Consider the following 24,437-nt stretch of genomic DNA (forward strand, 5'->3'; position numbering starts at 1 on the left):
TTAAAATGTTGCCTGTAATCCAATGCTATATCTCTTCTCGTTTGCAGGATAGTTACCAAAGTCGATACCGAAGCTGGTATTATCACCTGATGTACTGTTATTCAAGTTTGAATTCTGCAACTCAGGATCTAAGCCACTGTATTTGGTTATGGTGAAAAGGTTATTACCTAATACAAATATTCTGAGTTTAGAAACTCCTATTTTAGCTAAGTCTGCTGTCGGGAAGGTATATCCGATCTGCAATGATTTCAATCTCAGGAATGATCCATTTTCAATATAAAATGAGTTAAATGCCCCAGTGTTACCCAGGTTAGCCTGCCTGGTTAAAATAGGGATAGTTGCATGACTATTGTCAGCACCTGGATGCCATGAATCAGTGATGATATTTGATGAAACGTTACCATCAAATACTGCTGGGAAGCTAGTCCAGTATTTAACATAGTTGGCCACTTTATTACCATAAACTCCGTAGAAGAATGCACTAAAATCGAAGCCTTTATAGCTACCGTTCAGGTTTAAACCACCTGTAAATTTAGGATTAGGATTACCGATAAAGGTACGGTCACTTGCGTCAATCTTACCGTCGCCATTAACATCCTTTAATTTAAATAAACCGGGTACAGCTCCTGGGTATTTAGCAGAACCATCAACATCAGCCTGACTTTGATATAAGCCTAACACCTGGTATCCAAAAAATTCACCTACAGGCTGTCCTGGTTGTAACCTTACAAAGTTTTGTAAGCGGGTTGAACCTCCTGAGTTAACATCCAGGTATGGTTGGCCCGAGTTTAATGATTTAACTAAGTTACTGTAATGACTAAAATTTAAACCTACATTAAATTTAAATGCATTGATGCTTCCATGGTAATTTACACTTGCATCAAAACCAGTATTGCGTAAATCGCCGGCATTAACATATGGAGGATGCAAAATAGCTCCAGGTGCCAATATTTGTGATTGGAATAATAAACCTGATGTTGTTTTCTTATAATATTCAAAAGAAAAATCAAGCGCATTATTAATGATAGTAGCGTCTATACCAACGTTTAACTCTTTATCGGTTTCCCATGTGGTAAGTGGGTTACCTACCTGGGTAAGTGAGCTACCCAATATGGCCGCGTTTCCTTTACCTTCAATATCATAATATTGAGTACCAGCCCCAGCGGTATATAGGTTAAAGGCATTATAAGGTTGAGTTTGAACACCACTTAATGATCCTAAAGAACCATAGCCAGCGCGTAATTTCAAATCATTGATCCAGTTAGCGCCTTTCATGAAATCTTCTTTTGAAAGCCTCCAGCCCACTGTTGCCGAAGGGAAAGTACCGTAACGGTGCCCTGGTGCAAAGAATGAAGAACCATCACGCCTGATAGTACCGCTTAACAGATATTTATCATCGTAAGCATAATCTAATCTTGCAAAATATGATTGTATCGTATTTGAATACGGTCCATAATTAGGTCCTGTACGAGTATTAGCATTTGTTTGCCCGGCGGGTGAACCTGTATCTAAGGATACATAATTAGGATCAATTGATGCTAAATAAGTACCTCTTTGACCTTGTAAAAAGCGACCATAGTTATTGATAGACTCTTCACCTGCTAAAACTTTAATACTGTGTTTACCTATTTGTTGATCGTATCTTAATGTATTTGTCCAGGTATAGCTGCTGTTATAACCAGAATATTCTGTATAAGAGTTAGCGCCATTGTTACCTTCTGCATTCTCATAAGGAGTAGGGCTAAAATAACGGTTCCAGAAATTCTCCACAGTTCCGCCAAACTGGGTACGCGCGGTAAAATGTTTCAGGAAGTCAACCTCAGCAAATAAGTTGCCTTGTATTTGCCAATCCTGGTTATTGCCTCTTAACTGATTATTGGCTACGTTACGCTGAACTATAGCTACAGGATTTGAGGAGTTACTTAAGCCCGGAGATCTTGAACCCGCATAATTACCCATAATATCATAAATAGGTATAATAGGAGGTTCGCGGTAAATATATGAAATAGCGTTACCTTCGTTTTGGTTACCTACTTGAGGGTTATTTTTGTTAAAAATATAGGCATTTTCTCCAACACGGACATGGTCATTGATATTGAAGTTTGTGTTCGCCCTTAATGAATAGCGCTTTTCATACGTTCCTATTAATGTACCTTGTTGGTTAAGATAACCAACAGACATCAAATAGGTTGATTTATCGCTGCCACCACTTGCAGTAATATTATGCGAAGTTAACGGTGCAGGCTTAAATACTTCGTGAAACCAATCGGTACCTTGTTTGTTAGCTAAGGTAATTGGATTAGCACCAAGTTTGTCTACCCCATTTGGACCTAAGCGATTAGGATCAAGAGGGTTTCCGGTTACGGGATTCAAATTATACCAATCCGGAGTAGTTCCGGGGGCTCCTACACGAGCTCCCGCTGGCGTTATGTAATCAGGGATAGTGAAAGTACCTGTTCCAAGCGGGTCAAACTGTTTATTGGTATTTCCATTAACCCCACCACCAATTTTTCCATCATTTTTAAATGATTCGAACTCGGCTTCCATATAAGTTTTGGTATCTGCCAGTTTAAAACCATCAGATAATGGCCGGGTAGTACCGTATAAACCATCATAGGTAATCTGAGCTTTACCAGATTTTCCTTTTTTGGTAGTTACTACAACAACACCGTTTGAACCACGCACACCGTAAATTGACGCAGAACCGGCATCTTTCAATACCTGGATGGATTCAATGTCATTAACATTAATATCGTCTAATTTTCCCGGTGTTCCATCAATAATAATAAGTGGTTGTGTACTGAAGATTGATCCTACACCACGAATATTAACAGATGCGGCACCACCTGGTTGCCCGGAGTTGGTAACCGTTACACCAGATGCCTGTCCTTGCAACAGCGATGAAGTGTTACCTGCAGGCACCGATTTCATCGTGGTTACATTTACAATAGCCACCGAACCGGTGATGTCCTTTTTACGTTGAGAACCGTAACCCGTAACAACAACTTCATTCAGTGAATTATTGCCTGCCTGCAACGTGATCCTGATATTGGCATCGGTACCTACTTTTACCTCGGTGGTTTGATAGCCGATGTATGAAATCACCAACGTATTGCCTGGGCTTAGGCTTAGCGTAAATTCGCCGTTAACGTCTGTTACAGAACCTGTAGTAGTACCCTTAATGCGTACTGACGCACCTACTACGGGTAATTTATCGTCGCTACCGATAACCTTACCCTTGTACTTTGTTTGTGCTGTAACTACCAATGAAGAAACCAGGCAGCATAACAGCACACCAAGGAATCTTCCCTTTAGGAGTAAACTTTTAAACATGAGATTGAGATTTAGTTGATTAATATATTTGATTTAAGATTGTAAGTCGATAACCGGAGTTTTAAGTTTGTAATTGGACCATAAAATATTCAGGGATGAATTGCTTGCCGGGTACGGAATACTTAACAGCGTAGCTTTTAAAATAGCGACACTTAAATTCTGAAGATTCGAAAAATAAAGAGTGTAAAAGTTTTATCATATGATCTTCCCGTAATAAATTGTAAACTTATTCCCCGCTGTCATCCGTTTTTGCTTGGCCTTTTGGGCTAAGCACATTTAAGATTAAAATGTTATAATAATATTAGATTCAGTGTGATTTCTGTTGCTGCAGAAATTTATATTGGCTATTCATCTAATGTAACGAGAGTGTACTGTTTACACAAGTGAAAAATACAGATTTACAAATTAATTATTAGTAAATCATTATAGCAACAAAACATAACAATTTGCAACAACTTTATTAACAAATCGTCAATAAAATGATTATTTATATAAAAATATAGCAATGTAAAATTATTGATACTAACGATACTATACCCCAAAAAGTTGAGCTTAAACAATAATAATTAATAGAAGAAAGTAAAAACTATAATTTTTTCTAATACAGAACCTTCGGCTTATTACGCAATCGATTTCATTTTAAATGTTAAAATATCATTATAATTTGTAAATAATGTCACCACAACATTTATAATCAGACACATATAACTGTTATACAAACATTTACAAATTAGCAGGCATCTATATAATTGTCTTCATAACAATTATTGTCATTCAAAATGCGTTCGTTTTTTCTACTATAAAATTAAAAAGAGCGGAGATATTATAATATCTCCGCTCTTTCAGACCAGTTAAAAGTCTCCAACCTTGTTACTTATCCCATTGTACTGAAGCTGCATGGATATCACTGGAGTTTGTGCCGATCTGAATAATAAATTTGCCCGGCTCCCAATCGTATTTGAGCTGACTGTTATAAAACTTAAGCTCATCAGGGGTAACGGTAAATGATACCTCTTTTTGCTCACCTGGTTGTAAGCTTATTTTCCTAAAATCCTTCAGTTCTTTTACCGACCGGCTAATGCTGGCCACCGGGTCGCTAATATAAAGCTGAACTACTTCTTCACCAGCATACTTGCCGGTATTGGTAACCGTAACAGTTGCAGTAAGGCTTTCACTACCCTTTAGCGTTGTTTTACTAAGCTTAACATCGCTGTATCCAAAAGTGGTATAGCTTAAACCGTAACCAAACGGATAAAGCGGGTCATTTGAAATATCCAGATAATTTGATTTAAATTTTGAAGGGCCGCTGCTGTATGGCCTGCCTGTGTTTTTGTGGTTATAATAAATAGGTATCTGCCCTACACTGCGCGGAAAAGTTGCGGTGATTTTCCCGGCAGGGTTATAATCGCCAAATAGTACATCGGCTACAGCATTACCAGCCTCGGTTCCAGGCGCCCAAACGTCCAGTATAGCACTGGCATGTTTATCTTCCCAGGTTAAAGTTAAGGGCCGGCCGTTAAATAATACGATAACCAATGGTTTACCCAATTTAGCCAGCTCTTTCAGCATATTTTTCTGAGTTTCAGGAATGTCAATATCCGAGCGACTTGATGATTCGCCTGACATACTCTGTGATTCACCAACTACAGCCACGATCACGTCTGATTTTTTAGCGGCATCAACCGCTTCTTTCAACAATTCATCTGCCGGTTTTGGGTCAACCGTTACCATCTGCTGACCAAAAAAGTTCAGTCTCTGTATAAATAAACTATCTTCTGTGATGTTGGCACCTTTTGCGTAGTTGATAGTAACCCCATCACCTACTACATTTTTAATGCCCTGCATTACACTAACTGATTTTTGCCAGTCGCCTGCAACTACCCAAGTACCCAGCATATCGCGTTGGTTATTGGCCAGCGGGCCTACTAATGCAATTGAACCTGTTTTTTTAAGCGGTAGCGTCTGAGCGCTGTTTTTTAGCAGCACAAATGAGTGTTTGGTAATATTGCGTGCTTCTGTACGGTTTTCAGCTGTTAACACATCTTTAGTTTCGCGGACTGCATCAATTGATTTATAAGGATTGTCAAACAGTCCTAATTTATATTTTGCTTCCAGCACACGGCGACAAGCGAGGTCAATTTCCTGTTGGGTTACTTTACCCGCAGTTAATGACTTTTTCAGTGTAGTTAAAAAGCCTTCGCCTACCATATCCATATCCAAACCAGCTTTTAGAGCCAGTGCCGATACGGTTTGCAGATCACCCAATCCGTGCGCGGTCATTTCATTAACAGCTGTATAATCAGATACTACAAAACCTTTAAATCCCCATTGTTTACGCAATACATCGGTCAACAGCCATTGGTTACCTGTGGCTGGTACGCCATCAACGGTATTAAAAGAGCTCATAAAACTACCTGCACCGGCATCAACCGCAGCCTTATATGGGGGCAGATAATCCTGGTACATTTTAATACGACTCATATCCACGGTGTTGTATTCGCGACCAGCTTCGGCGCCCCCGTATAAGGCAAAGTGTTTTACACAGGCCATCACCGCATCAGCATTTTTCATACTACTGCCCTGGTAGCCCTGCACCATGGCTTTTGCTACCTGCGAACCATACCATGGATCCTCACCCGAACCTTCTGAGATACGGCCCCAGCGCGGATCACGAGCAATATCAACCATGGGCGAATACACCCAGTTCAAACCTTCGGCAGTAGCTTCTTTAGCCGCGATCTGTGCCGATCGTTTGATCAAGCTCATATCCCAGGACGCTGATAGGCCCAGTGGAATAGGAAAAATAGTACGGTGACCGTGGATCACATCCAAACCAAAAATAAGCGGGATATGAAGCCTTGTGCTTTTTACCGCCAGGTCCTGGATCTGTTTTACCTGATCGGCACCCCATATACCAAACACACCGCCAATAGCGCCGGTTTTTATTTTTTCTTCAACACCTTTATTCACTACAGAACCCGTAGTTGCCGCGCCTATAGTTACCAGGTTAAGCTGCCCGATTTTTTCATCAAGGGTCATCTTACTCATCAAACCATTAACATAAGTATTCATTTTGGCATCCTCGGTTTTGGTTTGGGCGGATGCTTTATAAAAAGGGAGCAATACCACAAAACAAAGCGGAATAGCCTTATTGGCGATTCGGGTTGAAAAACACTTTTTCATTTTTTTAATTTAGATATAACAGAATTGGATAAACAAATATGAACAAAATAAAAGCCATGTAACTGAATAGTAATTACTTATTTTAATAAAGAGTTACAGGATTAAATTGGTTGCAATAAAACAAAAACAATGGTGTATAAAGTACACAATTGTAATTATTATAATTAAATAATCAAACTTTATTTGTACAATAGCGCAAATGTTAACTAAAGAACAACTTATTGAATACAGCGAAGACGCACGTAAAAATTATCTCGATCATATTTCTATCGATTGTGTTGTTTTTGGTTTTCATGAGGGGCAAATGAAGGTTTTGCTATTGAAACCTCAGGATGAAGAGAAATGGTTGCTGCCCGGTGGTTTTGTAATGAAAGCAGAGCCTATTGAAATGGCAGCCAACCGCATACTAGAAGAACGTACAGGCCTCGATAAAATATTTTTACAACAGTTTCATATTTTTGGTGATCCTGATCGTGCAAAATTCCATCACGATCTTTATAAGGATACTGTACCTGACCAGCAAAATTGGTTTGCCAAGCGGTTTTTATCGATAGGTTACTATGCCCTGGTTGATTTTTTTGGTGTGGTACCCCAGGCCGACCAGTTTTCTGAACTTTGTACCTGGCGCGATCTTGATGATATGCCAGGCCTGCTGCTTGATCACGAACTGATATTTAAAACCGCATTGGATACCTTGCGCCTCCAGCTCAATTATCAGCCTATAGGTTATAACCTGATGCCCAGAGAGTTCACCATGCCCGAACTGCAAAAACTATACGAGACCATCCTGGACAAAAAGCTTGATCGACGTAACTTTCAGCGCCGCATACTGGGTTTTGGTATCCTGAACCGGGCCGAACAACCCCGCAAAGGAGGAGCCCACAAAGCCCCATACCTCTACTCTTTTGATCTGGACAAATATCAAAATGCCTTAACTGAAGGCTTTAAAGGCGGTTGGTAGTTTTGAGTCGGAAGTCTTAAGCTCTAAGTCTTAAGTCAAAAAACATTTGAGACTTTGAACTCCTGACTTGGGACTTAAGACTCAGTTATATACTCCAGTTTTACCTGTATATTCAAATCTTCGTGCATCTTGGCAAACTGCCGCGGGTTACGCGTAAAATCCGGATCGGTATCCATATACATGTTAATAATTTTCACCTCTTCCGGGTGTTTATCCGTGCCTATATTATAAGTAAGGCCATCACCACTTTCCAGCTTTTGCTTTAATTCCAGGTATTGCTTACCTGTTATCATGATCATTTTTTCTGCGGTCATTAGTTTATTTATATGGGGGTATATTGATGGTGTTTATCCGTTAAATCTAAATGTGTTAAAATCACTTATTTGTCCAGCATGCATTGCTGCCTGTTCTGTTTATTATATTTACCTTCAAATATAACTGATATAATTTCGCTTAATGTTTAACCTCAAAAAATTACTCGTCATAGCATTGTTATCTGGCAGTACACTCTCCTACGCGCAGGTTACCCTGCCTATAGCCGTAAATCTGCAAAACACCTATACCAAAGGCACGCGTACCAAAGCTGGCGCCCCTGGTAAAAACTATTGGCAAAATACTGCCGACTACCACATTAAAGTTAGCTTTAATCCGGAAAATCGAAATCTTGCCGGCACAGTGTCCATTGACTATATCAACAACAGCCCGGATACATTGCACACGGTTCTGTTTAAGCTTTACCCTAATTTATATAAAAAAGGGGCAATACGCGATATGCCTGTATCTGCTCATGACCTCACCGATGGCGTGCATATCAAATCCATCGGCGTTAATAACCAAGTACAAGACAGCACCAAACACCGTATTGAAGGTACCAACATGATGCTGAACGTGCCTTTATCACCGGGGCAAAAGGTTCATTTTGATATCGAATACGATTATACCCTCAACAAAACATCACACATACGTACCGGACAAATTGACACAGGCGCTTTTTTTGTGGCCTATTTTTTTCCGCGGATAGCCGTTTATGACGACATTGACGGCTGGAACGAATTCCCATATCTGGGTTCACAGGAATTCTACAACGATTTTTGCCATTTCAACGCCGAGATCACCGTACCCGGCAATTACCAGGTTTGGGCCACCGGGAACCTGAAGAACCCCGAACAGGTATACAACCCCAAATACGTAAAACTAATAAACCAGGCCGGTATCAGCGATAAGGTAACCGATATTATTACCCAGGCAGATGTACAAGCGGCCGATATCACCAGGAACAACCCTACCAATACCTGGAAATTTGAAGCCGACAGCGTTACCGACCTTGTTTTTGCCACCAGCAACCATTATATCTGGAAAGCATCAAGTTTGGTGGTTGATCCCAAAACCAATCGCCGTACCCGGGTAGATGCTGTTTTTAACCCTGCGCATAAGGACTATTTTGAGGTGGTGAACTACGCCCGTAAAACGGTAGAGACCATGAGTTACCAGTTCCCGAAATGGCCGTACCCCTACCCGCATGAAACCGTATTTGACGGGCTCGACCAAATGGAATACCCTATGATGGTGAACGATAACCCGCTCGAAAACACCGCCGACGCTATTGAACTGACCGACCATGAAATATTTCACACCATGTTCCCCTTTTACATGGGTACCAACGAAACCAAATACGGCTGGATGGACGAAGGCTGGGCCACCATTGGCGAGTGGCTTATCAGTCCGGTTATTGACCATAGCATTGTGGATACTTATGGTGTTGCTCCAACAGAAAATAGCGCCGGTATTGAGCAGGATGTACCTATCATGACCCTAACCCCGCAGCTTACCGGTATTTCTAAATTTACCGACAGTTACCCTAAACCGGGCCTGGGTTATTTATACGTAAAAGATATGCTGGGCGACGAACTGTTTACCAAAGCACTCCATTATTATATCAGTCAATGGCATGGCAAACACCCTATGCCTTATGACTTTTTTAACTGTATCAATACCGGCTCGGGCATCAACCTTAACTGGTTCTGGAAAAGCTGGTTCTTTGATAACGGGCAACCCAACCTGGCCATCAGCAAGGTAAGCCATCAACTGCAAAAATATAGCGTGACCATTAGCTGCATCGGCACCAAACCTGTACCCGTGAACCTCACCGTATATTATAATGATGGCAGCATGCAACCGGTACATCAAAGTATTGCCTGCTGGGCCAAAGGCAACAAAACTACCAGCGTTACCTTCGTGGCTAAAAAACCGGTTAAACAACTGGTGTTAGGTACTACCTATGATCCGGATACCGATAAAAAAGACAACACCTGGAAACCCTGATCAAAAACTTTTTAAACCTTAAATTTTAACACTTTTTCGGCTAAAAAGAGGGCAAAACGGGTCAAAAACTGCTCGAAAAACCCTCATTTTAACACTTTTTAACAAATTTTAACACGATTTTGAGTAGTTTTTTAAACTTTAAAAAGTATCAAATAATTGATTATCAAATAACTAAATACAAAACAGCCGATTTTTGACCTTGTTTTGATCTTAACAAAACAGCCCGGCATGTCTTTTAAAAGACATGCCGGGCTGTTGGAATTATAAATATACAAAAATTTACAGACAGATTGGGTGGCAACGTTTTGAGATTTTAGTTCCCTATGCTGCTAACCGTATGGAGAGGATAGTGATTTGACAAAGCGCATGCCATTGGGGGGTTACTACGCTGCAATCCAACTAAACTTTACTCAATCCAGCTTTCCCCCGGCTAAAATTTCAATGTAACTAAACTCCTTATTTTCTCAAAGTACAGCGCTTAGCACCCGTTAATTTCAAATAAGATTATAGCGAATTTTCTATCAACGGAGATTTTTTACCAAAAAAGCAGTTTAAAGCAATAAAAATCTTACAACAACCAGGGGTTAATAATCATAAAAAATTGATTTTTAATTAATTACAATATTTATTTTTTGTATCATTTTTTTTACAATTTCACCATTTCTTAATCTTAGAGTTGCATCTTGCGGAAAAAAACCCATGAACAAAAACTTTCCCCTAAAGTTTATTCTTTTCGCATTGCTATTCCCTATTTTTTCTTGTAAAAAAAGTGATGTACCTCAAAAAACTGTTGGTGTAGGCACACCCGGTCAAACTTTACCCGATACTCTCGTTACAAAGCCCGATTCCTCAGTTTCCATTAATTTATCTGTTAATTCCATTGGCCCGGTTGTGCCCAATGATTTTTTAGGATTTAGTTTCGAAAAACTGATATTAACAGACACAACTTACTTTAATATCTCCAATACCACTTTTATTAACCTGTTTAAAAATTTAGGTACAGGGTTAATCAGAATTGGTGGCGCCACCGTAGATAAGATTTCCTGGGCAAACAATCAAAGAAACTCGCCGACCCAGGATTTTGTATTTACCAATGATGTTGACAGATTCACGAAGTTTAGCCAGGCTGTTGGTTGGAATACCATCTGGGGTCTTAATTTTAATCAGGCCCAATTATCAAATGATGCTCAGGAAACAGCTTATGTAAAAGCAAAGCTGGGAGCATCATTAAGCAGTATTGCCATTGGAAACGAGCCGGAATATTTTCCCTTAAAGGGCTTAAGACCCAAAACCTACAACTACAATACATTTATAGATGAGTATAGTAAGTTTGCAAACGGTTTAGAAGACAAGGTGCCCGGTATTATTTTTTCTGGCCCCGAAACAAATGACCCCGGTTTGGGCAAGCTTTTTTTAAAGGATAGAGCTGGTAAAATCAATCTTTTTTCTTTACATTATTACCGAATGGGGCCAGCCGGTAACCCAAGTGTTACCATGAAAAAATTAATGGTATTTGATCCCTGGTTAAATGATATCATCCAGTACTTAAAACCGGGGGTTATTGCCGATAAGGTACCCTTCCGTTTCACCGAATGCAATTCTGTATTTCACGGCGGGCAGGATGGCATTAGTAATGCTTTTGGCTCTTCATTGTGGGGCACTGAGTTTTTATTTTATTTAGCTCAACAAGGTATTGCCGGAGTTAATTTTCATACCGGAGGAGGAAGCCAATACGTTTACTCCCCCATTAACACTGTTAACAATAAAAATGTAGCCAGGCCGCTGTATTATGCCATGTTACTTTTTAAACAAGCCGCCGTTAAACAATTCCTGAAGACCGACTTCCCAAACACACCGGCCAGTATGGATGTTTACAGTTTTATCAGGAAAGATGGTAAAACTGCCATGGTTGTGATCAATAAAGATGATAAAAAAGACATTGATCTTTTTGTTAACAGTAAAACTGCTATAAGCGCCACCACTACTTACCAATTATATGCTCCTTCGCTATCAAGTACCTCAGGAACAAATATAAATGGAGCATCTGTAGGAGATGATGGTACATTTAAGGTGAATGGTGTTGTTACCAATAACAAATTGGGGACTTCAAGTAAATGGGTTAACCTTAAGATACTGGCAGCAAGCGCCTCGTTAATTATTTTTAACTAAGATAATGCCTGGATAAGTAAAATCGCTAACCGGTCAAATAAATACTAATTATGTTCATTTGACCGGTTTAAAGAAAGGATATACATGTATTAAAATAATAAGTAGTTACCTTATCTACAGGTTTATTGAAGATGATAATCTTATATAATTAGCCTATCGCTCTTATAAGACCTCTACTACCGCCGCTACCGCGCGAATTTCCTGGAACCTGCAACACAGAGGATCACACAAGCGGTGGTGCTTATCATCCCGATACTTACCTGCTCGTGCAACAAGGTAGCCGCCAGGGCCAATCCAAAAAATGGTTGCAGCAATTGCAACTGTCCAACGGCAGCAATACCTCCCTGGGCCAGACCACGGTACCAGAATACGAAGCCGATCAGCATGCTAAATATGGAAACATATGCCAGGCCAAACCAGGCGCCATGGCTAACTTTTGCAAATGATGCCGGAAGCAGAAAGATCATAAAAGGGATCACTAAAGGGAGCGACAATACCAATGCCCAGCAGATCACTTGCCAGCCTCCAAGCACTTTGGAAAGTTTTGCACCTTCGGCATAGCCAAGCCCGCAGAACACAACGGCAAGCAGCATCAACACGTCACCAACAGGCGATGCGGATAAGCCCTGGGCCACAGCAAAGCCTATCACCAGCAGACTCCCCAATATCGAAAAAAACCAGAATATGGGGCGGGGACGCTCGCCACCGCGCAGTACGCCGAATATAGCCGTTGTAAGTGGTAACATGCCAATAAATACCAGGGAATGTGCCGAAGTTATATATTGTAACGCTAATGCGGATAGCAGGGGAAAACCCACCACTGCACCCATGGCTACGATGGTTAACGAAAAGAGCTGGTTTGTTGCCGGACGCTTTTCCTTAAAAATAAGCAGCACAGCAAGGGCAAGCAGTCCGGCGATACCGGCCCGGGCCATTGTTACAAAAAAGGGAGATAGATCCAGTACGGCAGCCTTTGTTGCCGGCATGGAACCGCTGAATAGTAATACCCCGATGAACCCGTTGATCCAACCGCTGGTTGGGTTTTGTTCTGGCTTACCAGAAAATGATGTATTATTCATGATTTGAAAATGTTCTTATACTTTAAACAAAAGTAGACAGGCAACTCCAACAAACACAGTATCAGTTTTTGATATTTAAATAGACACAGTTATATTTGCAGCATGAGTAAGGACTTCCTGTATAATGAAATAGCAAACGGAATTGCAGGTCAGATCAGGAGCGGCGTTCTAAAACCGGGCGACCGCTTACCTTCGGTAAGAATTTTGTGCCAGGAGCACCGCGTAGGCATGAATACTGCTAAACGGGTGTTTATGGAATTGGAAGCCCAGTCACTGATTGATTCAAAACCACAATCAGGATATTTTGTAAGCCGGCAATCTTACCAGGAATTACCGCTTCCGGAAGTTAGCCGCCCCTCGTTGGTTGCCAATAAGCATGAACCGGACGAACTGCTCAGTAAAGTTTATGCCAATATGGGGCGGGAAGATCTTACACTTTTCTCCATCGCGGCGCCCTCAGGCGATCTGTTGCCCTTGGCAAAACTAAAAAAAGAGATCGTTCATGCCACACGGGTGCTTAAAGAGGGTGGTACAGCATATGAACAGGTACAGGGGAATATCAATTTACGGCGAATGATCGCTATCCGCTCCTTAGGTTGGGGAGGCCAGTTACATGAAAATGACCTGATCACCACCAGCGGAGGCATGCACGCGCTCTCCCTGTGTTTAATGGCCCTGAGCAAACCTGGCGATACCATCGCTATCGAAAGCCCGTGTTATCCCGGGATCCTGCAGCTGGCGGTAAGCCAGGGGTTAAAAGTACTGGAGCTACCCACACACCCGATCACAGGTATCGAGATAGATGACCTAAAAAAGGCCATCCCTAAGATCGATCTTTGCCTGCTAATCCCTAACTTCAATACCCCTCTGGGCAGCTGTATGCCCGACGAACATAAAAAGGAAGTTGTAGCACTGTTAGCCAAACATGGCATCCCCCTTATTGAGGATGATATATATGGGGATACTTATTTCGGTCAGCAGCGGCCAAAGTGTTGCAAATCATTTGACCAGGACGGCAATGTGGTTTGGTGCAGCTCTATTTCAAAAACCCTTGCACCTGGTTACCGGGTAGGTTGGATAGCCCCGGGCAAATACAAAGAAAAAATACTGAAGCTAAAGCTGATCCATGTCATCTCTTCCTCTTCCATAGTGCAGGAGGCTGTTGCCAATTTCCTGAAGACTGGAAAGTATGAAAACCACCTTCGTCAATTTAGGCGCACTTTGGAGAACAACTATCAAAATTATGTCAGGGCTATAGCCCAATATTTTCCGGAGGGTACTAAAACCAGCAGGCCCCAGGGTGGCCTTGCATTGTGGGTAGAATTTAGCCGGGATATTGATACCGTAAAACTCCATGATCTGGCTTTAAAGCAAGGCATCAGTATTGCACCGGGAAGAATGTTTACCCTACAGGATCAATTTGAAAACTGTATGCGGCTTTGTATTGGTTTACCCTGGACAGATGAGTTAAACCTAAAATTAAAACAACTCGGAAAGCTCGCGGACACAGGCTATGTTAAAGCAACAACATTATGAACGGAGATCAGGATGCAACTGGTTTATCCCCCTTCCAATCGATCTCGCTTAGGAAATCTCTCCTGGTACCTCGTTCGGGATAACAATTGTTTTTATTAGAGGTAAGCTCCTAGAATTTAGATTTTAACTTGCAGGGTAAATAAATTTTGCTGACTTTTATAAAAATTACTATGTACATACATAATTACATATTAATTTCGTTTTACATTCATAACCAATTATAAAAATTTAAGGGATGGACTTTTTACACGCCATATGGAATCAATTTACGGGCTTTTTTGGCTTTGGTCAATTAATCGAAATCATCAAATCGGGCGATTATGATAAACTACTTACCTACCAGGGCTTTGTAGCCGTGCTGATACCTATTATGCCTTTTTTGCTGGTGATCGAGATCATCAGGGGGGCGTTTTACAAGCGTTTTAAGGTGATCAATTATAAGTTAACTTTTATCTCCTACGTGTTCAATGCTTTTATCGGTCGGGTAATATCTATTGCCATGGTGAGTATTTGTATTGGCCTGTTCGAAAAGTACGCCATCTTTAAACCTTCGTTCACCTGGTACTGGTTTATTTATGGTTACATTGTATGGGAGTTTGGCCATTTTTTATATCACTATTTCGGGCACAAAGTAAGGTTGTTTTGGTGCCTGCACTCCACCCATCATGCACCCGAAGCCATGAACCTTTCGGTAAGTTACGCTCACTTCTTTTTAGAAGGGCCTTATGCCGATTTTATCCGCACCACCACCTGTATCTTACTGGGTGTACCACCGGCCATGCTGTTTGTGATCATGTTTATTGATGGCTTTTGGGGTGGTATGATCCACATTGGCGAAAATCTGGTACATGATGGTCGTCTGGGTTTTTTGAATAATATCATCCTCACCCCATCGCACCACCGGGTACATCATGCCCGTAATCCGCTTTACATGGATACCAATTTTTGTAACCTGCTGAACATCTGGGATAAAGTTTTTGGCACTTACCAGGTTGAAGATCGCAACATACCTATCGAATACGGAATCAGTCGCCCGATGATCAAGAACAGCTTTCTGGATGCTTATTTTGGTGAGATAGTGGCCCTGGCCAAAGATGTGTACCGGGCGCCGGGCGTCAAAAACAAATTCCTGTACCTGGTGATGCCACCAGGATGGAGCCATACCGGCGATCATAAAATGACCACCGTGGTAAAAAAGAAATATTTTGAAGAATTGCAGCAGCAACAGAGTAACCCTATAAATGATGCAGACAAAGCCGGCACACAAAGCAACGAACCTGTACTCTCATAAAAAGGAGTCGGTTTGCCCACATGCTAACTAAAACACACCTTTCATTATCCAATTTGGGCTAAAGCCTCGACTTCTATAAACCATTAACCGTTGGCTAAAGCCAACGGTTAATGAACAGATATATTCTATTCATTGCCGTCCCATTTATAGGACGGATAAAATAAATAATCTATCAAGGCTTTAGCCAAACTGAGCGTGACCAGTGAAGAAGGCGATATTAGCGATGCTTTGCTCCCGATTTGCCTTTTTATCAAAATAGCCTTACTTTCATCACCAGTAATGAGCAATCCTATATTTAAATTGAACGGCCGGATTTGGATAGAGACCGGGGATGAAAAAATTCTCGGTCACGGACGTGTGGAATTGCTGGAGCGCATCCAGGCTTCGGGCTCCATCAGACAGGCGGCCTTGCAAATGAAAATGTCGTACAAACAAGCCTGGGACCTGGTAAACCACATGAACGAGCACTTTGGCCAACCGTTGGTAATATCGCATCGTGGCGGTAAAGGCGGCGGCAATGCAGTGGTAACGGAGCATGGCTTAAAAGTAATTGGGGAGTTTCATCTATTGCATCAAAAATTTCAGGAGTTTTTGACCGCAAATTCAATAAATCTCCCCCTATAGCTACCTAAAACATTATATAAGCAATAAAACTCCTGATTTTCCTTTCAAAAACCAGCCAAAATTGTCATTTTGCGTTATATTTTATTTTATACAACGAAAAATACACATGAAAAAACCTCTACCCCTCTTTATCACCGTTTTAATCTCCATTATTTCGTTTCATTTTACCGCAGATGCCCAGGACAGGGACGCCTCCAAGCATATTTTCCAGCTGGGGCAGGTCAATATCATCGGCACAAAAGATAGTTTACGATCAGATAAATTAAGTTCGGGCACTATTAACCGGTATAACCGCCTAACCGTAGCCAGTGCTTTAAACCTGCTGCCCGGGGTTACGTTGACAGCCGTGGGGCCGAGGAATGAGTCGGCGGTAAGCATCCGCGGATTTGATGTGCGTTCGGTTCCGATTTACCTGGATGGTGTTCCCCTTTATGTACCTTATGATGGTTATGTAGACCTGGCCCGGTTCAATACTTTCAATTTATCAGAAATACAGGTTGCCAAAGGCTATTCTTCCGTTTTGTACGGCCCCAATGCCGAAGGTGGGGCTATCAACCTCATCAGCCGTAAACCGGTAAAACCCTTTGAGCTGAGCGCCATAGCCGGCTGGTTAAGTGGTGGCTATAGGTTAAATACCAATATAGGCTCTAACCTGGGTAAGGTTTATTACGAGATTTCAGCATCACAGTTAAAACGTAACTGGTACCCACTATCGCATGATTTTGCACCTACCAAAAACGAGGATGGCGGCCATCGCGATAACTCCTATAATAATGACATTGCTGTAAGTGGTAAAGTTGGCTTTACGCCTACTGCTAACCAGGAATATGCGGTTGGTTACAGCTATCAGCATGGCACCAAAGGCACTCCAGTTTATACCGGCGACGATGCGGCCAACGCGCTTTTTAAAAGTCCGCGGTTTTGGAAATGGCCAAACTGGGACACGCAGAGCCTTTACCTGATCAGCAATAACCGCATCAACAGTACCAACATAATTAAAACCCGCTGGTATTATGATCAGTTTAAAAACAACCTGCAAAGTTTTGACAATGCCACCTACAGCACCCAAACCAAACCATATGCCTTCACCAGTATTTACAATGATTACACGCTGGGCAGCAGTATCATGTTCGAAAACACGAGCTTAAAAGACAACAGCTTTAGCATAGCCGGTCATTTTAAACAGGATGTGCACCGCGAGCACAATGTAGGCGAACCCACCAGGCGCGACGCCGATAACAACTTCACCATTGGCGCCGAAGATACCTATCATTTAACATCGGCCTTAAAAGCCAACGCCGGTGTAAGCTATATGAACAGGCACAGCATTGATGCCCAGCAATACACCAACAGTGTGGTGAGCCAGCTGCCTGCCAACAGCAACAGTGCCTGGAACTTACAAGGCTTGTTACAATACGATATCGACAGTACAAACGCCATCACCTTATCGGTAGCCCGCAAAACGCGTTTTGCTACTATTAAGGACAGGTACTCCTACAAATTCGGCACATTCATCCCTAACCCTGATCTGAAAGCTGAGAACGCGCTGAATTACGACCTGAGCTATCATACTCTGTTCGCAGGTAAGCTTTCGGTACAGGCATCGGTATTTTACAGCAAGATCGGTAACCTGATCCAAACGGTAAACAATGTACAGGTTGACCCAAAAACGGGCACAAACCTGTCGCAGGTGCAAAATGTGGGTCGTGCCGAGTATTATGGCGCCGAGCTGGCCATTGGCTACCCTATTGCCGACCAGGTGCGGATAGATGCCAATTACACTTACCTGAAACGCAAGAACCTCTCGAGCCCATCTATTTATCTGACCGATGTACCACAAAACAAGGTATTCGGTTCAATACAATATACCCCCATCAAACAACTATATGTGATGGCATCGGAAGAGTATAACTCCAAAAGATACAGCACCAGCTATGGCACAGTATCGGGCGAGTTTGCCCTCACCAATGTAAAAGCGCATTTAACCCTGGTTAAAGGATTTTCGATCGAAGGCGGTGTAAATAACCTGTTCGATAAGAACTATACCCTTGTAGAAGGTTTCCCCGAAGCAGGGCGTAATTATTTTGCTAATGTGCTATTTAGTTATTGATGAAGATAGGATGTCATGCTGAGCTTGTCGAAGCATGGTGGGCAGGGCCTTTACGCACGTCCTTCGACAGGCTCAGGATGACACCCCTTTTAATATCGCTCAAGGCCATTATTTATTAAATTTGTACATGAACCAATCCAAACACGACCCGCTTTTAAATCGACTAAAAAAAAGCCGGGTTATGTTCCTGTTGCTCATCTTTATTATTATATCTGGCTGGTGTTATATAGATGGCGGCATCGAAACCGGTCCATACAACCTGGTATATCCATCAAACTTTGGCAACCGTATCCAGATCCCGGCAGATAATCCCACCACCAAACAGGGCGTTTATCTGGGTCGAATGCTTTTTTACGAAACCAGGCTTTCGGCCAATAATACCATATCATGTGGCAGTTGTCATCAGCAAGATAAAGCATTTACGGATGGGCGGGCATTTAGTCCGGGTGTAGATGCTGTATTGACACCGCGTAATTCCATGTCGCTGGTCAACTTGCTTTGGGCACGTAAGTTTTTTTGGGATGGCCGGGCCAATGGTTTGGAAGAACAGGCTGTTACGCCGTTGACCAGTCCACACGAAATGGGACAGGCATTAACTGTTTCAGCACAAAAACTCACTCAAACAGTCAACTACCCCGCCTTGTTTAAACTGGTTTATGGCGATGATCAGATCACCGGCGACAGAATAGTAAAGGCCATATCGCAATTTGAGCGTACGCTGATCTCGGCCAATTCGCGGTATGATCAATACCTGCGCGGAGCTTACCAACCCACACCTGACGAGTTGAAAGGCATAGAGTTGTTTAATACAGCACCACAACCCGAAAAAGGTATCCGCGGGGCCAATTGCAGTCATTGCCATGGAGGCCCTAAAACCTATATGGAATTGTTTCATAATAACGGCCTGGACAGCCTGCCCAAAGATGCCGGGATAGAAACGCTGACCGGCCTCCCCGCCGACCGGGGCCGTTTTAAAGTGCCTACCCTCCGTAATATAGCCCTGACAACGCCCTACATGCACGACGGAAGGTTTAAAACGCTGGAAGAGGTAGTTGATCATTACAGCGAACATCTGCAACAATCAGCCTCATTAAGTTCCTTTTTACGGGGCGAATCCAACGAAGCCGGAGGTAAAAGTCTAAAGCTGTTGTCAATGGAGAAAAAACAGTTGATTGCCTTTTTGAACATGCTTACCGATTCGACATTTATCACCAACCCCTCATTTTCCGACCCGCATTTAATCAGCACAAAAAATAAAAAGCATTAAATTTATACTATGAAGAAACAATTCCTGATAGCTTGTTTGGCCTTATTAAGCTTTACGGCCATCCCATTTATATCGCAGGCGCAAACCATTAAAATAAGCGGTGAGGTTAGTACACCTTTAACTGTTGACGCTGCTTATCTGCAAAAATTCACCCAAACCACTGTAACGCGTAAAGACAGGGACGGGAAGGACCATACCTATAGCGGGGTTATCCTGTCGGAAATCCTGAAAGGCGCCGGTGTTACCCTGGGTCCGGAACTAAAAGGTGAGAACCTGACCAAATACCTACTGGTAGAAGCCGGCGACGGCTACCAGGTGATCTTCGCCCTGGCCGAACTGGATAAAAGTTTTACCGACAGAACCATTATCCTGGCAGATAAGATTGACGGCGCCCCTCTTGCCCCCGCCGATGGCCCCTACCGCATTATTGTACAGGACGAAAAGAAACCCGCCCGTTGTATTAAACAGGTAACGGCAATGCAGGTGCATTTTGTGAAATAAAGGATTGTCATTCTGAGCGGAGCGAAGAATCTATTCGTGAACTTAGCAATCAATTAACAGATTCTTCGCTCCGCTCAGAATGACAGACTTTTTGTATTTATAATCTTTCTTTTCCCCGTCAGCAGAACAGCTTCGGGCGAAATCAGGCAGAATATGTTGGCATTGTGCTACCGGAGGGGCATTAGCAAACCTTGCCGAAGCCTGGGATAAAGCGAACGAAGTGGAGGTAAGGTTTAGCAGCCCGTGGTTCTGCCGGATTTGCAGGGCAAAAGCCAGGAGCGCAAAGAAGCATTTCTGCTGACAGCCTTTTTGGTTACTTTTGTGGCGACAAAAGTAACAGCCACAGCGGCAATTGAGCGCTCTGCGACATGCATTATTCGCTCTGCATAAAGGGGATTATTAATATTTGTAATTGTTTTTTATCGGTATTAATGAGCTCCCTTCGGTCGGTTGTCTTCGTACCTTGCAATTGTACGGGTTTAAAGAAATTACCCCAATATCTCCGCAATTTCTTCAAAACCCTTTTCACGGGCGAGGTCGGTGGGAAGTTTGCCGCCTTCCATGCGCACATCAGTACGGGCGCCATGCTCCAATAGGAGTACCAATAAATCGATATTACCATTTTGAGCGGCGGTATGCAGCGGCGTGGCGCCGGCTTGTTGCTTTACATTTACCTGCGCACCATTTTCAACCAGCATACGGGCAATAGCGGTATAGTTGCCGGCACAAGCCGAATGTATGGGATAAACCTGGAAACCATTGTTAGATGCCCGGTTCACATCAGCGCCGTTAGTTACCAGGTAACGGGCAACCGCCTCATGGCCAAAGTAACAGGCCAAACCCAGCGGCGTAAAGCCATCAGACGCGTGATCATCAACAGTATTGGGGGCGGTTTCTACAAAATGGCTTACTACCTCTAACTTCCCGGCGGCGGAGGCTTCAAACAGCGTAATCTGGTTAACGTATCTTAATAACACATCGGTAACTTCCGGCTTTTTATAATAACACGACAACATTAAAGGTGAAACCTGGTGACTGGTGATGGTAGTAGCAAGCGCGGGGCTTTGCATCAGTAAGGCTTCCAGCTTACCCAGATCGGCGGTGGTGATGTATTGTTCCAGCTTTTCTATACTCATGGCGTACATTAGCGCAAACCGCAATTACACGGCTATGCATTTAATAAGGTTCTTTTACGAGGATCGTACCAGATGGTTTTCAATAATACTAAAAAATAAAAATACGATTAAATAATTGTTTAATCTGCTAACTTTATAGAAAGGGAATTTCGGATTTACTTTGATTTGGGATTTCGGATTTATCACGATTGAGGATGCAGCACCCCCTTTTTACATTTACTTAAATCTGAAATCGAACATCCGAAATCCGAAATTCCAAATCCAAAATCCCGTGAAATTTTATGTAAGTTTGCACTTAAAGGATGTTACATCAGCGATGCCGGTAAAAGGAAATCAGTTTAAATCAAATAGTTTTAAGGACGATAATCAGCCCCGTCAAACGGGAAAAGCTGAAAAAGAACGTGTGGCAAAGCGCAGGCTCCCGAGCATGCCGCGATTCGATATGGAGAATGGCAAGGCAGTCAAGATAGCGGGTTTGCTATCGCTTTTGATGTCTATCTTTTTCCTCATAGCCTTCACTTCCTACCTGTTCACCTGGCAGGAAGACCAGAGTTATATATCAACCACCAACGGCGGCTGGCACAACCTGGCTACCGGCAAAACCGTACAGGAAATTGCCGATACCGGCAACCCGCAGATAGCGCAGAACTGGCTGGGTAAATTTGGCGCGCTGCTTAGCAACCAGTTCATTTACGAATGGTTTGGTGTAGCGTCGTTCCTATTTGTGTTTATATTTTTTGTAGTTGGCTATCGATTGTTGTTTAAGGTAAGGTTGTTCTCCATGATCAAAACATTGGGTTACACCCTGTTTGGTATCGTGTTTATTTCCACTACCATTGCCTATTTCCACGCTTTTATTATTGATTACCCGCATTACCTGGAAGGTGGCTTTGGCTACTGGACCAACCGCTTGTTGGATGCGCAGATCGGTCCGGCGGGGACGGGTGGTTTCTTGGTATTTGCCGCGCTTACCGTACTGGTAATTGCCTATAATATTGATTTTAAACTGCCGCAGCGTAAAAACAGACCGGTAGCGCCTATGGCTGTTAATGAAGTATCGCCCGAGCCGGTTGAAATGACGGACGAAGAACCGTCTATCCCACTAGAGTGGCCACGGGGTAATAACCGTATCAAAGAAACGCATGTGAACTCCATTATGCCAGAGCCTATGCAGCAACACCCGTTAACGCAAACGCCTGTTTATCATGAGCCTGTGGTGCTTACACCTTCTTCCACACATGAACCCGAGGAAGAAACGGAGATACCGCTCACTATTGATACCAACCGCCCGATGCCTGAGCTGAATGTGGAAAAGACTGACGATGACAAGGCCAAGGACCTGGTGAGTCAGTTTGGAATTTACGACCATAAACTCGACCTGGCATCTTACAAAATGCCGCACCTTGATCTGTTGGAGAACCATGGATCAAACAAGATATCAGTTAACGCCGAAGAACTGGAAGCCAACAAGAACAAAATTGTTGAAACACTGAACCATTACAATATCGAGATCGATAAGATCAAGGCTACCATTGGGCCAACGGTTACGTTGTACGAGATCATCCCGGCGCCGGGTGTACGGATCTCCAAGATCAAGAACCTGGAGGATGATATCGCCCTGAGCTTGGCCGCATTGGGTATCCGTATCATCGCGCCAATGCCTGGCAAGGGAACCATCGGTATCGAGGTACCAAACCAAAATCCAGAAATGGTGTCGATGCGCTCTATCTTGTCGACAGAAAAATTCCAGAATACCACCATGGACCTGCCTATTGCTTTAGGCAAAACCATATCCAACGAAGTATTCATTGCCGATCTGGCCAAGATGCCGCACTTACTGGTGGCGGGTGCTACCGGTCAGGGTAAATCGGTTGGTATCAACGCTATATTAGTTTCACTGCTGTACAAAAAGCACCCATCCGAACTGAAGTTTGTACTGGTGGATCCCAAAAAGGTGGAACTCACGCTTTTCCGTAAAATTGAAAGACACTTTTTGGCTAAACTGCCCGATGAAGGCGATGCCATTATTACCGATACTAAGAAGGTGGTGAACACGCTCAATTCGCTTTGTATTGAGATGGATCAGCGTTATGACCTGCTGAAAGATGCCCAGGTACGTAACCTGAAAGAGTACAATGCCAAATTTGTAAACCGTAAGATCAGCGATCCCGAAAAACACCGCTATCTGCCATTTATCGTACTGGTTATCGACGAGTTTGCCGATTTGATGATGACCGCCGGCAAAGAAGTAGAAATGCCGATTGCCCGTATTGCCCAGCTGGCCCGTGCCGTAGGTATACACCTGGTTATTGCCACACAACGGCCATCTGTTAATATCATTACGGGTACTATTAAAGCCAACTTCCCTTCGAGGCTGGCTTTCAGGGTACTGTCAAAGATCGATTCACGTACCATTCTGGATGCCGGCGGTGCCGATCAGCTGATCGGTCGCGGGGATATGCTGTTCAGCACTGGTAGCGACCTGATCCGCCTGCAATGCGCCTTTGTAGATACACCGGAGGTAGAAGCCATTTCCGATTTTATCGGCAACCAAAAGGGTTATCCAACTGCCATGTTCCTGCCCGAATATGTGGGCGAAGGCGAAACCAGCAGCGCTAAAGAATATGATCCGGATGATCGCGACCCGATGTTTGAAGAGGCAGCCCGCCTTATCGTGATGCACCAACAGGGATCAACCTCACTCATCCAGCGTAAAATGAAACTGGGTTATAACCGTGCCGGTCGTATCATTGACCAACTGGAAGCCGCAGGCATTGTAGGCGCCTTTGAAGGCAGTAAAGCCCGCGATGTTTTATACCCTGATGAATACAGCCTGGAACGCTATCTGGAAACCCTTCAAAAACCAAAAGATTAAACCTATTCAAATTTATTTGCTCTAAACCAGTAACTATTAACCGTAATAGT

The 24,437-nt window shown here is 43.0% G+C and carries 15 protein-coding genes; 10 read left to right on the top strand and 5 right to left on the bottom strand.

Translation table 11 applies throughout. From position 1 onward, the window contains the following. The gene (locus BLR84_RS09520) at positions 1 to 3,333 is read right to left on the bottom strand and encodes a SusC/RagA family TonB-linked outer membrane protein (protein ID WP_090467211.1); all 3,333 of its coding nucleotides are present in this window, start codon (positions 3,331 to 3,333) and stop codon (positions 1 to 3) included. A gap of 870 nt (positions 3,334 to 4,203) precedes the next feature. Beyond that, complete coding sequence (bglX, locus tag BLR84_RS09525) at positions 4,204 to 6,516, bottom strand: beta-glucosidase BglX (RefSeq protein WP_090467212.1); 2,313 nt, start codon at positions 6,514 to 6,516, stop codon at positions 4,204 to 4,206. A 199-nt stretch (positions 6,517 to 6,715) separates the two neighbouring features. Between bglX and BLR84_RS09530 the strand changes: the two genes are divergently transcribed. Next, positions 6,716 to 7,477, top strand: a complete 762-nt coding sequence (locus BLR84_RS09530; protein ID WP_090467214.1) for an NUDIX hydrolase — start codon at positions 6,716 to 6,718, stop codon at positions 7,475 to 7,477. A 74-nt stretch (positions 7,478 to 7,551) separates the two neighbouring features. On the opposite strand, the gene BLR84_RS09535 is transcribed toward BLR84_RS09530, so the two are convergent. Then, a complete protein-coding gene (locus BLR84_RS09535) occupies positions 7,552 to 7,791 on the bottom strand; it encodes a hypothetical protein (RefSeq protein WP_090467217.1) in 240 nt (79 codons plus the stop codon). Between the two features lie 142 nt (positions 7,792 to 7,933). Between BLR84_RS09535 and BLR84_RS09540 the strand changes: the two genes are divergently transcribed. Both BLR84_RS09540 and BLR84_RS09545 read left to right on the top strand, forming a co-directional pair. After that, the gene (locus BLR84_RS09540) at positions 7,934 to 9,799 is read left to right on the top strand and encodes a M1 family metallopeptidase (protein WP_090467219.1); all 1,866 of its coding nucleotides are present in this window, start codon (positions 7,934 to 7,936) and stop codon (positions 9,797 to 9,799) included. A gap of 699 nt (positions 9,800 to 10,498) precedes the next feature. Then, positions 10,499 to 11,968: a glycoside hydrolase family 30 beta sandwich domain-containing protein gene (locus BLR84_RS09545; RefSeq protein ID WP_090467221.1), complete on the top strand. Its 1,470-nt coding sequence runs from the start codon at positions 10,499 to 10,501 to the stop codon at positions 11,966 to 11,968. A 185-nt stretch (positions 11,969 to 12,153) separates the two neighbouring features. Here the strand turns inward: BLR84_RS09545 and BLR84_RS09550 are convergent, their stop codons facing one another. Next, a complete protein-coding gene (locus tag BLR84_RS09550) occupies positions 12,154 to 13,047 on the bottom strand; it encodes a DMT family transporter (protein WP_090467223.1) in 894 nt (297 codons plus the stop codon). Positions 13,048 to 13,149: 102 nt separating this feature from the next. Between BLR84_RS09550 and BLR84_RS09555 the strand changes: the two genes are divergently transcribed. The 6 genes from BLR84_RS09555 (at position 13,150) to BLR84_RS09580 (ending at position 20,376) form a co-directional block, all read left to right on the top strand. After that, on the top strand, positions 13,150 to 14,583 hold the full coding sequence (locus BLR84_RS09555) for an aminotransferase-like domain-containing protein (protein ID WP_090467224.1): 1,434 nt from the start codon (positions 13,150 to 13,152) through the stop codon (positions 14,581 to 14,583). Between the two features lie 235 nt (positions 14,584 to 14,818). Then, the gene (locus BLR84_RS09560) at positions 14,819 to 15,874 is read left to right on the top strand and encodes a sterol desaturase family protein (RefSeq protein WP_090467226.1); all 1,056 of its coding nucleotides are present in this window, start codon (positions 14,819 to 14,821) and stop codon (positions 15,872 to 15,874) included. 195 nt (positions 15,875 to 16,069) lie between these two features. Continuing rightward, the gene (locus BLR84_RS09565) at positions 16,070 to 16,498 is read left to right on the top strand and encodes a winged helix-turn-helix domain-containing protein (protein ID WP_255366901.1); all 429 of its coding nucleotides are present in this window, start codon (positions 16,070 to 16,072) and stop codon (positions 16,496 to 16,498) included. A 106-nt stretch (positions 16,499 to 16,604) separates the two neighbouring features. Continuing rightward, positions 16,605 to 18,608 carry a TonB-dependent receptor plug domain-containing protein gene (locus BLR84_RS09570; RefSeq protein ID WP_090467230.1) on the top strand — a complete coding sequence of 668 codons (2,004 nt, stop codon included), beginning with the start codon at positions 16,605 to 16,607 and terminating at the stop codon, positions 18,606 to 18,608. Between the two features lie 127 nt (positions 18,609 to 18,735). Continuing rightward, positions 18,736 to 19,875 (top strand): cytochrome-c peroxidase, encoded by a 1,140-nt coding sequence (locus BLR84_RS09575; RefSeq protein WP_090467716.1) that lies wholly within the window; start codon positions 18,736 to 18,738, stop codon positions 19,873 to 19,875. 9 nt (positions 19,876 to 19,884) lie between these two features. Beyond that, complete coding sequence (locus tag BLR84_RS09580) at positions 19,885 to 20,376, top strand: molybdopterin-binding protein (RefSeq protein ID WP_090467232.1); 492 nt, start codon at positions 19,885 to 19,887, stop codon at positions 20,374 to 20,376. A gap of 488 nt (positions 20,377 to 20,864) precedes the next feature. On the opposite strand, the gene BLR84_RS09585 is transcribed toward BLR84_RS09580, so the two are convergent. Continuing rightward, on the bottom strand, positions 20,865 to 21,512 hold the full coding sequence (locus BLR84_RS09585; protein ID WP_090467718.1) for an ankyrin repeat domain-containing protein: 648 nt from the start codon (positions 21,510 to 21,512) through the stop codon (positions 20,865 to 20,867). Positions 21,513 to 21,828: 316 nt separating this feature from the next. Between BLR84_RS09585 and BLR84_RS09590 the strand changes: the two genes are divergently transcribed. Continuing rightward, a complete protein-coding gene (locus BLR84_RS09590; protein ID WP_090467720.1) occupies positions 21,829 to 24,387 on the top strand; it encodes an FtsK/SpoIIIE family DNA translocase in 2,559 nt (852 codons plus the stop codon). The last annotated feature ends 50 nt before the right edge of the window (positions 24,388 to 24,437 follow it).

The sequence above is a fragment of the Mucilaginibacter sp. OK268 genome (genome assembly GCF_900103125.1).
Taxonomy (GTDB): Bacteria; Bacteroidota; Bacteroidia; order Sphingobacteriales; family Sphingobacteriaceae; genus Mucilaginibacter.

Excerpts from the sequence above, each read along its gene's own strand:
- BLR84_RS09520 (WP_090467211.1), bottom strand. The coding sequence starts at position 3,333 with ATGTTTAAAAGTTTACTCCTAAAGGGAAGATTCCTTGGTGTGCTGTTA.
- bglX (WP_090467212.1), bottom strand. The coding sequence starts at position 6,516 with ATGAAAAAGTGTTTTTCAACCCGAATCGCCAATAAGGCTATTCCGCTT.
- BLR84_RS09530 (WP_090467214.1), top strand. The coding sequence starts at position 6,716 with ATGTTAACTAAAGAACAACTTATTGAATACAGCGAAGACGCACGTAAA.
- BLR84_RS09535 (WP_090467217.1), bottom strand. The coding sequence starts at position 7,791 with ATGACCGCAGAAAAAATGATCATGATAACAGGTAAGCAATACCTGGAA.
- BLR84_RS09540 (WP_090467219.1), top strand. The coding sequence starts at position 7,934 with ATGTTTAACCTCAAAAAATTACTCGTCATAGCATTGTTATCTGGCAGT.
- BLR84_RS09545 (WP_090467221.1), top strand. The coding sequence starts at position 10,499 with ATGAACAAAAACTTTCCCCTAAAGTTTATTCTTTTCGCATTGCTATTC.
- BLR84_RS09550 (WP_090467223.1), bottom strand. The coding sequence starts at position 13,047 with ATGAATAATACATCATTTTCTGGTAAGCCAGAACAAAACCCAACCAGC.
- BLR84_RS09555 (WP_090467224.1), top strand. The coding sequence starts at position 13,150 with ATGAGTAAGGACTTCCTGTATAATGAAATAGCAAACGGAATTGCAGGT.
- BLR84_RS09560 (WP_090467226.1), top strand. The coding sequence starts at position 14,819 with ATGGACTTTTTACACGCCATATGGAATCAATTTACGGGCTTTTTTGGC.
- BLR84_RS09570 (WP_090467230.1), top strand. The coding sequence starts at position 16,605 with ATGAAAAAACCTCTACCCCTCTTTATCACCGTTTTAATCTCCATTATT.
- BLR84_RS09575 (WP_090467716.1), top strand. The coding sequence starts at position 18,736 with ATGAACCAATCCAAACACGACCCGCTTTTAAATCGACTAAAAAAAAGC.
- BLR84_RS09580 (WP_090467232.1), top strand. The coding sequence starts at position 19,885 with ATGAAGAAACAATTCCTGATAGCTTGTTTGGCCTTATTAAGCTTTACG.
- BLR84_RS09585 (WP_090467718.1), bottom strand. The coding sequence starts at position 21,512 with ATGAGTATAGAAAAGCTGGAACAATACATCACCACCGCCGATCTGGGT.
- BLR84_RS09590 (WP_090467720.1), top strand. The coding sequence starts at position 21,829 with ATGCCGGTAAAAGGAAATCAGTTTAAATCAAATAGTTTTAAGGACGAT.